The sequence below is a fragment of the Streptomyces sp. NPDC004658 genome (assembly GCF_040609555.1).
In the GTDB taxonomy this organism is placed as follows: domain Bacteria; phylum Actinomycetota; class Actinomycetes; order Streptomycetales; family Streptomycetaceae; genus Streptomyces.
In genome coordinates, this window is record NZ_JBEXKG010000020.1 from 32,498 (window position 1) to 41,788 (window position 9,291).

6 protein-coding genes (1 of these 6 running past the window's edge) are annotated in these 9,291 nt (G+C 72.7%); 2 read left to right on the forward strand and 4 right to left on the reverse strand.

Annotated features, from left to right (window positions below):
- Together ABZV94_RS10480 and ABZV94_RS10485 are read right to left on the reverse strand one after the other, a co-directional pair.
- Positions 1-2,957, reverse strand: the 5' end (the start) of a protein-coding gene (locus tag ABZV94_RS10480) for a hypothetical protein (RefSeq protein ID WP_356339348.1). The gene continues 26,074 nt to the left of window position 1, outside the view; the window shows 2,957 of its 29,031 coding nt (coding positions 1-2,957); the start codon lies at positions 2,955-2,957; its stop codon lies beyond the left edge, outside the window.
- Positions 2,958-2,973: 16 nt separating this feature from the next.
- Positions 2,974-3,333: a hypothetical protein gene (locus tag ABZV94_RS10485; RefSeq protein ID WP_356339350.1), complete on the reverse strand. Its 360-nt coding sequence runs from the start codon at positions 3,331-3,333 to the stop codon at positions 2,974-2,976.
- A gap of 495 nt (positions 3,334-3,828) precedes the next feature.
- Here ABZV94_RS10485 and ABZV94_RS10490 point away from each other — a divergent pair, with 495 nt between their 5' ends.
- Both ABZV94_RS10490 and ABZV94_RS10495 read left to right on the forward strand, forming a co-directional pair.
- A complete protein-coding gene (locus tag ABZV94_RS10490; RefSeq protein WP_356339353.1) occupies positions 3,829-5,643 on the forward strand; it encodes a hypothetical protein in 1,815 nt (604 codons plus the stop codon).
- Between the two features lie 72 nt (positions 5,644-5,715).
- A complete protein-coding gene (locus tag ABZV94_RS10495; protein WP_356339355.1) occupies positions 5,716-7,185 on the forward strand; it encodes a hypothetical protein in 1,470 nt (489 codons plus the stop codon).
- Positions 7,186-7,289: 104 nt separating this feature from the next.
- Here the strand turns inward: ABZV94_RS10495 and ABZV94_RS10500 are convergent, their stop codons facing one another.
- Entirely contained in the window at positions 7,290-7,727 is a 438-nt protein-coding gene (locus tag ABZV94_RS10500; protein WP_356339356.1) for a YbaB/EbfC family nucleoid-associated protein, read from the reverse strand.
- A gap of 179 nt (positions 7,728-7,906) precedes the next feature.
- Positions 7,907-9,253: a hypothetical protein gene (locus ABZV94_RS10505; protein ID WP_356339358.1), complete on the reverse strand. Its 1,347-nt coding sequence runs from the start codon at positions 9,251-9,253 to the stop codon at positions 7,907-7,909.
- Between the last annotated feature and the right edge of the window lie 38 nt (positions 9,254-9,291).

The following is a 9,291-nucleotide window of genomic DNA, read 5'->3' on the forward strand; positions in this document are numbered from 1 at the left end:
TACGGAGTGTTCTGTTGTCCCTCGCCTTCCAGGAGGGCGTCCAGCCGGGCGGGACCATAGGGGTGCTTGGCGGACGAGGTGTCGGGCAGCAGGCCCCTCACGGGCGCGGAGGACGGCGGGTGGGCAGTTCCGGCCTCGGCGGCGGCGGTCGTCTGCACCGGCCGGTTCGTTCGTGCCCGGGGTGTGCTGCCCTCCAGGCCCGGCAGCGGGGCAGGGCCGGTCTCGGTGTGGATGCCGGGGTTGGCATCCCGGCCGGCGCGGGGGATATGGGGGGTGGTGTCCGCGCTGGTTTCGGTGGCGGGCCGGGGCTTGACGGGTTGGGTGTCCGGGAGCAGACCGCGGACGGGACGCAGGGAGTTCGTGGCGGCGGTCGTGTCCCGGGAAACGGTCTCGGGGTGCCCGGAGGCGGCGGCAGGGGTGCTGGTGGTCAGGGCCTTGTTCAGGTCATGGGTGAGGGCGGTACGGCGCTCGTTGAAGACGGCGAGCCGGTCGTCCAGCGGCCCCGGACCCGCCAGGTCGTCGTGCGCAGGGGCGAACGTGGCGTCGAACAGCTTGCCGATGGTGTCCGCGTGATGCTCGACGACCCGGGTGACCGCAGGCGTGGGCAGCCCCGCTGAACGGGCCAGCCGCCCGGCATCGCTCTGCGCGTCGCTGACCGCACGCTCACGCGCCACCGCCAGGGCGAGGTGGTGTGCGGCGCCCTGTTCGGTCACCGCCTGCCGCACCACGTCCACCGCGGAAAGCCGCCCCGTCCCGGAGCCGATCCCGGCGATACCCGCCAGGTGCCGCAACATGGCCTGGCCCGTGGTGGCGGTGGACCTCTGCAGGGCCTGCGCGGTCCAGTGGTCCAGACGCTGCCCGGCCTGCAGGGTAAGGTGCAGCGCCGCACTCTGCTGCACATGCCCCGCCGCCGCCCCCGCACGGAAGGCGGTCGCGTCGTCCAGGCCGAAAGCCCGCACGAAGCCCTTCCCCAGGTGCCGCGTGCTGTCCGCCCACGCCCCGCCCGCAGCGGCCTCGCCCACCACACGCAGGGCATGCTCGGCCGCCAGCTCCTTCGCCGCCTGCGTCACCGCATGCACGGGAAGATGCCGCAGCTGCGTGCGCACCTCCCGCTCCCACACCCGCACCGCATCCCCAGCCTCGGCACCGCCACCGACCGCCGCATCCTGGCCACCCCCGGCCACCTGGCTTCCCTCGGCATGGTGCCCGGCGAGCGGGCCGGGCTGCGTGAACACCGCGTCGTGCCCGGCGGTCAGCCGCTCGGCGAAAGCACGCCGCAACACCGCATGACCCAGCGGCGACAACTGCGCGCCCCCGTCCCCCACTCCCGCACCCCGCGCAGCACCACCGGCCGAAGCACCACCGCCGGTGGCGTCACCGGCGGTGGTGTCACCGGCGCGGACCGGGGCGGGCAGCACCCGGTCGAACTCACCCAGCGCGTGCTGGATCCGCGTATCACGCTCGGCCGCAGCGCTCAGCACCGCCTCATAACCAGCCTGCCCACGATCCCCTCCGAGTCCCGCCACCTCCAGCACCCGGCCCGCCGCCGCACCCACACCCCGTACCCCCTCCACCGCCCGCGCATACCCCTCCTCCCGCAGCCGCTCCTGCAGCGACCGGTCCGCGTACCGGTGCACCCGCACCAGAGCGGCATCATCCAGACCGGCCGCCGCCGGCGAATCCCGCCACCCCCCGAACACCTCATCCAGATGCTCCTGCGCCCGGTGCACCGCCAGCTCCTGCACCGCCCACTGCCGCAGCTGCCCCGCACCCGGCACCTGCCCCGCCCCGTCACCCTCCGCGCCACCACCCGCATACGCCGCGACAGCACGAGCAGCCAGCCGGTCCACCACGCGCCCCGGCAAACCCCCCTGACCCTCCACCCACCTCTCGAACCCCGCGATCAACGACTCCGGCACACCCTCCCGCACCGCCACACCACGCCAACCCCCACCGCTCTCCCCATCCCCACCACCCCTGCTGCCGCTGCTGCCCCTGGTGTTCTCCCACACCGACCGCACCCCGGCACCATCACGCTGCTCCGCCGGCAGCTCCACGCCATGGAAGTCGTCCCACTCCCCCGAACCCGCCAGATGCGGATCCAGCATCCAGCCCAGATGCCCGCCCAGCCCCTCCACATGCACCCCAGTACCCCGGCCATGCCGCCCACCACCGGGAAGACTGCCCACGAACCCCGCCAGCAGCGACCACCCCGTCTCGTCGTCCCCACCGGTCTGCGCGACCTGCAGCCCCGTCAGCGCCGCCGCCCCGGCACCCTGCAGCGCCACAGTGCCCAGCAGACCACCCGCCAGCTTCGGCGCATACATCCGGCCGACCTCACTGAACAACCCACCCAAAGCCCCGCCCAGACCACCCCACCCCGCCTGCAGCGCCACATCCTTCCAGCTCAACCGGTCCCTGAACCCCTGCCACATCTGGACCAGCTGAACACCCAGCTCCATCAGCCCACCCACCACCGCACCCGTCGTCACCGCCTTCAACAACTGCCACGCGATCTGCCGCACCACCGCCACCACACCACGCGACACCGCCACCGCGATTTCCGGCAACCCGAACGCCAGCAACTCCGCAACCGTGTAAGCCAGCCAAATCAACTGAACCAAAATCATGTACTTCGCGTACTGCACTTGCACGGCCGTCTCACGCAACGACGCACTCAGATCCCGCGCCGCCTTCACCCCCTGCGGCAACACCGCCTTCAACCGACGCACATGCGCCGAGAACTCCTCAGCCGCCGGCCCCTCCAACGCATCCGACACCAACGCCGCCGACGGACTGACCTCCCGCAACACACCCGCGTAATGATCCGCCAAACCCCGCAACTGGTTCGACATCTCGAACCACTTCTCATGCGGAATATTCGGGTAATAAATCCCCGTCAAAGCGACCAGGAGCTTTTTGACCCCCGGGGGAAGATTCCCCTCCAGAGCACCCATCCCTCACCCCACCACCCTACGAGCGTCGCGCCGGCCCACCAGGCAGACCATCACCCATACCACCCGCCAGCCGACGAGCAGCATCCTCGGTGGTGTTCTGGATGCCCGTGAATCCCTTGTCCATCAGGCGAAGTCCCGCCCCCGTGCCGTCGAGCACCTTGTTGCTGCTCTCGAGTACGCCCATCAGCCCCCGGAACCCGGAGTGCCAGCGCTCCCAGAAGGCCGCTGCAACGGGGTCCGACCGGTCGACAGTGGCCGCCACATTCTCGAGGAACGTACCGAAACGGTTCTGCAGGTCACGGAAGTCGATGCCCGTCGAGTGCCACGCCTCCGCGTGCTGTCCGAGCTTCTCGGGATCCGCTCCGGACCTGGCCACCTGACACCTCCACGACACCGCTTGCCGAACCGAACCGACGCGCGCTTACAAGGCCATGACGCGATGTCACCGGCCGGCTCACTTTTGGTCGCACGCTAACCCCTCGGCCGCTTCCCCGCGCCGGTGACAACCCGTTCGTGCACGCCGGTGTGCACTTACGTCCCGGGCTCGGCGGTACGGTCACGCCCCGGTCGGCCGGTCCGGCGGCCGGTATGCGCGGGCGACATCCCAGATGAGACACGACGACAGCACGCCGAGCGGCCCGTTCACAACCGCGTACGGGGCGGGACACGAGGCCGGTCCGGCGCGTCGGCCCTGCGCTATGTTCCGGCGGGTGACGCTCACCGCACCCTTCGACAGACCGCTGTTCCTGGGGAGCCCCGGCGTGTCCCCGGAACACCCCCGTGCCCGCCGTCCGCAGGGGCGCCGGTGAGCGGGCGCTTCGGTCGGCGTTCCTCCGCCCGTGGACAGCTTGCGATCAGCGAAGCGCACGGCGTGCACCTCGTCCACACCGCCGGCGGGCCGCACGAGGCGCTGACCGAGACGGCCGCACGGCTACGCACCACCGAAGACGAGATCACCATCCTGGTGAGTGCCGGATTCGGCGATCCGGAGGCGCTGTGCGCGCGGCTGCAGCCCGTGCTGACGAAGCCGTCCCCGCCGACGGGACGGCTGATTCGCCTGGTCATGTCGGGCGGGGCTGCGGAGTCGGCGGACCGGCCGGCCGCCGCCCGTCTGCTCAGCGACGCCATGGGAACAGACGTACTGGCGCCGCTCGGTGCCGCTCTGGTCACCCCGGGCGGGACTCTCTTCGCGCCGAGCCTGCCAGGACGTCACGGGGGCTGGCGGCGGTTCTCGCCCGGCCGCGAACCGGTGAGCGTCGGTTCCCGTCACCCCGCGCCCCAGTGGCAGCCGGCAGTGGAGCGGGTCGTACCGTCCGTCGCGGGCGGCTTCGTCGTGGAACAGGTACCGGCCGGACTGCTCATCCTGCCCGCGGGCACTCCGCCGGAAGGGGTCGAGGCGCTACGGTACGCCGTGCCGCCCCAGGCGGAGCAGCCGCTGCTGCTCGTCGGTGCGGCGCACACCCGCCCGGTCCCCGCACAGGCCGTCGCTGACGTGCTGGCCGCTCTGCCCGCAACCGTACGGGAATCGGTGCTCCTGGTCTCCGCGGACGGCAGCGATCTGCTCCCCGTGGGCCGGCAGGTGGCGTACCTGCTCGGGGTACCGGTGGAGGTGGGCTCGGGACTCCCCCTCCTGGTGAGCGATCCGGCACGTCCCGCGCCGACGGGGCCGCTCACGCCGCGCACCATGCTCATCGACGGGGCCGGTGAGCCCACCTGGCGTCCATACATCGAAAAGGTCGTCTGCGAACCGGAAGGGGCCACGGGGGGTGCCGTGCGCCTGGGCACCTGGCGGCCGCCGGTCAGCGGGCTACGGCCTGCGCTGGAACCCGGTGCCATGCTGCTGGACCGCAGGTGGCAAGTCGTGGTCACCCGGTCCGGCCTGTGGATCGGCCCGAACGGTAGCGCGCCGCCCGCGGAGACGGTGACGCGACCCATCATGCCGGATGTGATGGCCGTGGAGATCGGCCTGCCGGACCAGGCGCTCCCCGACACGGTCTGGGAACCGCTGGAACGGCTCTTCTCCGCCCTTCAGGATGATGTGCGCGACCGTACACAGATCCGCCTGCACGGGGAGGCCGGCGACGAGGTCTTGAACGGCATGCGCCGGCTGGCGGTGCGGCACGGGCTCGCTCTGGCGCCCCGCGGCTGGCAGGACACGGGACCGTCTTCCAGTTCCGTCCTCGCGGAGACGGTGTCCGCACAGGCCGCTGCCCTGGCGGTAGCCTCCTCGTCACCGGCCTCCGTGCCGCCGGGGGAGGACCAGCGGGCGACGGCGGCGCCCGCGGCGCCGGTTCCGGACGTGTCCGGCCCCAACGCGACTGCTCCGGCCCCGTCCGCTCCTCAGGTCGTGGAGACTGCCCCCGATGCGGACGTCGTTGGCGAGTCCCCCGTCGAACCGGTCCTACCCGCGGCGGAACCCGCCATCGGGCCCACGGCCGAAGCGCCCGCCGGCGCGGTGCCTGCGCAGTCCTCATCCGGCCACATGGAGAACGGACCGGAGGCCGTCGCGGGGCCGTCGCCCCACCAGGCACGGGACGAGTCCGCCGCGGCGCGACGCCCCGTGGCGACCGCTGCCCGCGCCTCGGAAGCGGTCGCGATCACCTTCACACCCCCGGTGACGACGCCCGGGTCGTCCGTCGCCTCCCTCACCGGCGCGGAGCCGTCCGCCCCCGGACCGGCGTCCTGACGGTGCCGGCAGTCGGCCCGGGCCGAAGACCAACGCGCAACCGAAGAACCGAGCATGGAAGAAGGACCATCGATGGTACGCACACCCCAGCCCGGCGGCCCCCCGGCCGCAGCGGCCGCCTCCGGACAGCCGCACATCCGACGAGCCGTGGCACTGCCCCTCCACGAGGGCGACCTCGACGGAGCGGCCGTGTCCGAAGCGCTCACACGTGTCGGCGCCCCGGCCGCGGGGGCGGTCGCCGCGCCGGGCGAGGAGACCGTACGCCCCCTGGTGACGGCCATACCGGACGCCGCGGTGCGTGCGGAAGCCGAGGTCGCCGCGCGCACGTTCCGTCCGGACGACGGGCGGACCACGAAGCCGGCAAGCACGGCCGGCGAGGAGGCGGCGGGACCCTCCGCGTCCCGGCCCGGGAAGTCGGGGCACTGGCCCCTGGTGGCCGCCGCCGCTGTCGCCGGTGCGGTCCTGGTCTCCGTGCCCCTGCTGAGCGGTGGCGAGAAGAAGACCACGGACGCCTCCGATGCGCTCGATAAGGTGGCGGTGGCAGGGGCCGGGCACGGCTCGGGCGGCGCGACATCGGCACCGGTGGCCGACGGGAACGCCGGCGCGGACATCACCTTCCCCGCACCGACGACGCCCACCGCTCCCGCGCGGGGCGGCACGTCGCCGACGCTCCCGGGCGGTGACCGGCACGGCTCAGCCTCCGGGACGACGACCGGTCACGGGGACACGGCGGCTGGACACCCCGGCTCCCATGGGCCGGGGCACCCCACAGCGCGGCCCTCCACGTCCGCGAGCCCGCTGCACGACGCGCACACCGCACCGCAGCACGGCGTCACGGTCCCCCGGCCGGCTCAGGAGAAGCGAGCCACCGGCCTGGCGTCGACGCCCGCCGCGTCCGCCTCGGGGGCCGGGCACGCCGCGCATGCGTCGACGATGGCCGCTGCGCGCCACGCCGCCACATCCACGGCCACGGCTCCCGCCGAGGGGGACAAGGCGCGGGAGCCGCAGGCGTCCACGCACACCACCGCCACCGCATCCAGTCACGCGAGCGCGCAGACGTCTCACCCGCAGACGTCCACCGCGTCCCACGCCTCCACGCAGGCGTCCACCGCCCGTCAGGCCACAACGCAGGCACAGCCGCAGACCACGGCCCGGACGGCGGCCGCGGCGACTCCGGCCCTGGCGCCGGCCAGCACACAGCGGAACTGGTCGACCAAGGTCGTCAACGCCACGTACGTCCTGCACTCCGGGGAGTCCGTCGCCTCCGACCGGATGCGGATCACCATGCGAGCCGACGGTGATCTGGTCATCTCGGACGAGCACGGCACGATCCGCTGGTCATCCCACACGCAAGGCAGCGGCAACTACGCCGTCTTCCAGGACGATGGCAACCTGGCCGTCTACAGCGCCAACCACACCAGCCTGTGGACATCCGGCACCGCGGGCAACACCGGTGCGGAACTCGTCATCCAGAGCGACGGGAACGTGGTGATCCTCTCCCGGTCCGGCACCGCCGTGTGGGCGGCAGGCACCGCGCACTGACCGGTCGCGCACGCGCCGCGACTGCGGTTCCCCGCGCCGACGTACGGGATGGGAACCGCAGTCGCGGTGTCAGTCCTGCGGGAACCGGTCCGAGCCGGTCAGAGTCAGTCCTCCATCAGCCGGTCCGAGCCGGCGAACCCATGCTCCAGGTAGTCGCGCACCAGGTCACTGGTGTGTGGATCACTGGGCAGGATGCTGTTCATGTCGACGTTGCCGGTCAGCAGCTCGGACGGCTTGAGACCGAACAGCATTTTCCCCATGGGCAGTTCGTCGACCTGCTGAAGGGCCTGAGCGCGGGCCTCGGAGATCGTGGACCGGATGAGCTCGCCGAGTTCCTTGGGAGTCATGCGGCGAAACGCACCGGTCGGGAAGTCGACCTCGGTGACCTCCCCTCTGGCGGAGACGGTGACCTTCACTTCGCGGCGCCGGGACGTTGCGGTCGCAGTGAGGGCGTTGATACGCCGACGGTTCTCCTCCGCTTCCTCCCTCTCCTTGTTGTACTCGGCGAGAAGCCGCTCGATCTCCTGCTCGTATCCCGACACCTGTCACTCCACGGTCACTCGCCGCCGCGACGGTCACGGTGCCAACGGAGGGCAACGGAGCGGCGGTCTGCTTCTCCGCAGACAACAACAAGGCCGGGGGGCCGTGCCACGACCTGGCGCCGCAACGTCCCTTCCTTCCCCGCTGTCGTGCCCTCCCGTACCTGCTGCCCGGGTCTTCGTCAGCCCAGGTCGTCGCCGCCGACGGCATCTCCCCACACGTCCCGGCGCTGGACCAGGAGGTCAGCGACGGTGTGTTCCTTCTTCTCCTCCTCGTCAGCCTCCGCTTTGGCCTCGGCGGTCTGACCCGCTTCGAGCGCTTCGAGTTCCTCTTCCGAGAAGTCCCCGCACAATGGCTGGTCGGACCCCAGCGGCACCCCACCGTTCGACGGCGCCGCGGCATCGGAACGGCCGGGCCGCCATGTCGCCCGAGCCGGTCCGGCCGGTGCGCCGGCGCCGTCCACGGCCACGCCCGACCAGGTCTCGGGCACTTCGCCGGAGTACCGGGAGCGAGACCCCTCGCCCGTCCGGGCCGGCTCCTGGCCCTTCGCCGTCGAGATCAGGAAGGGCATCAGCGTGGTGTCGGTCCGGTCCCAGGCGGCCGTGTCCTCCGGATCCTCGGGGTCCTCGAGGTTCTCCGGTACGGACGCCGCTGCCCTGGCACGGTCCTCTCCGTGCTCCGCGTGCCGGGACAGGGCGGCCGCGGCGCCGAGGGCGGCACCCCCGAGTGCCGCGGCGGCCAGACCGGCCTTGTCGTCGGGCGAGGGGGGCGGGACAGACGCAGTCGGCGCGAAGGCATCCGGTGCGGGCAGGGTGGCCGAGGTGACAGGCCCCGCCGGAACGGCGCCTGTCGCTTCGGTGTCGAGGGCCGACTCGACGGGCGCGTCGCCCTGATCGTCGCCCCACACGTTCGCCGACAGGACCGGCTCGCCGTCCTGCCCGCTCCTTTGGGCTTCCCGTCCGGCTCCGACGGCACGGGGCTCACCATCCGGGACGTGCCGGCCACCGAGCGCCGTGGCCCACAGTGCGGTCGCAGCGCCCGCGGCGGGCAGATCCAGGGCCGCCCCGGCGGCTCCGGCCGTCGGGGCGGCGCCCGCGACCGGTTCCCCGGGGTCCTCGCCGGGAACCTCGTCGTCCCAGAACAGGCTGTCCGGCTCCAGCAGCCCCGACGCGTCCGGCGGTTCGGCCACCGCGGTCTGCCCCGCACCCGCACCACCGAAGCCACCCATACCCGGCATGTACGGCATCCCCGCACCACCCTGCGACTGCCCCGCACCAGACCCGGCCTCCCCCACACCCGGGAACTCCTGCGGAGTCGTCTCCGGCAGATCCAGACCCGACACCTCCCCCGTCACACCCGGCTCCACCGGCACACCACCGAAGTCCGACACATCCCCCGGACCGCCCACACCCTCGCCCCACGGCACCGACGACGGCTCCAGCAGCCCCGACGCGTCCGGCGGCTCCACCGCCGCGGTCTGCCCCGCACCCGCACCACCGAAGCCACCCATACCCGGCATGTACGGCATCCCCGCACCACCCTGCGACTGCCCCGCACCAGACCCGG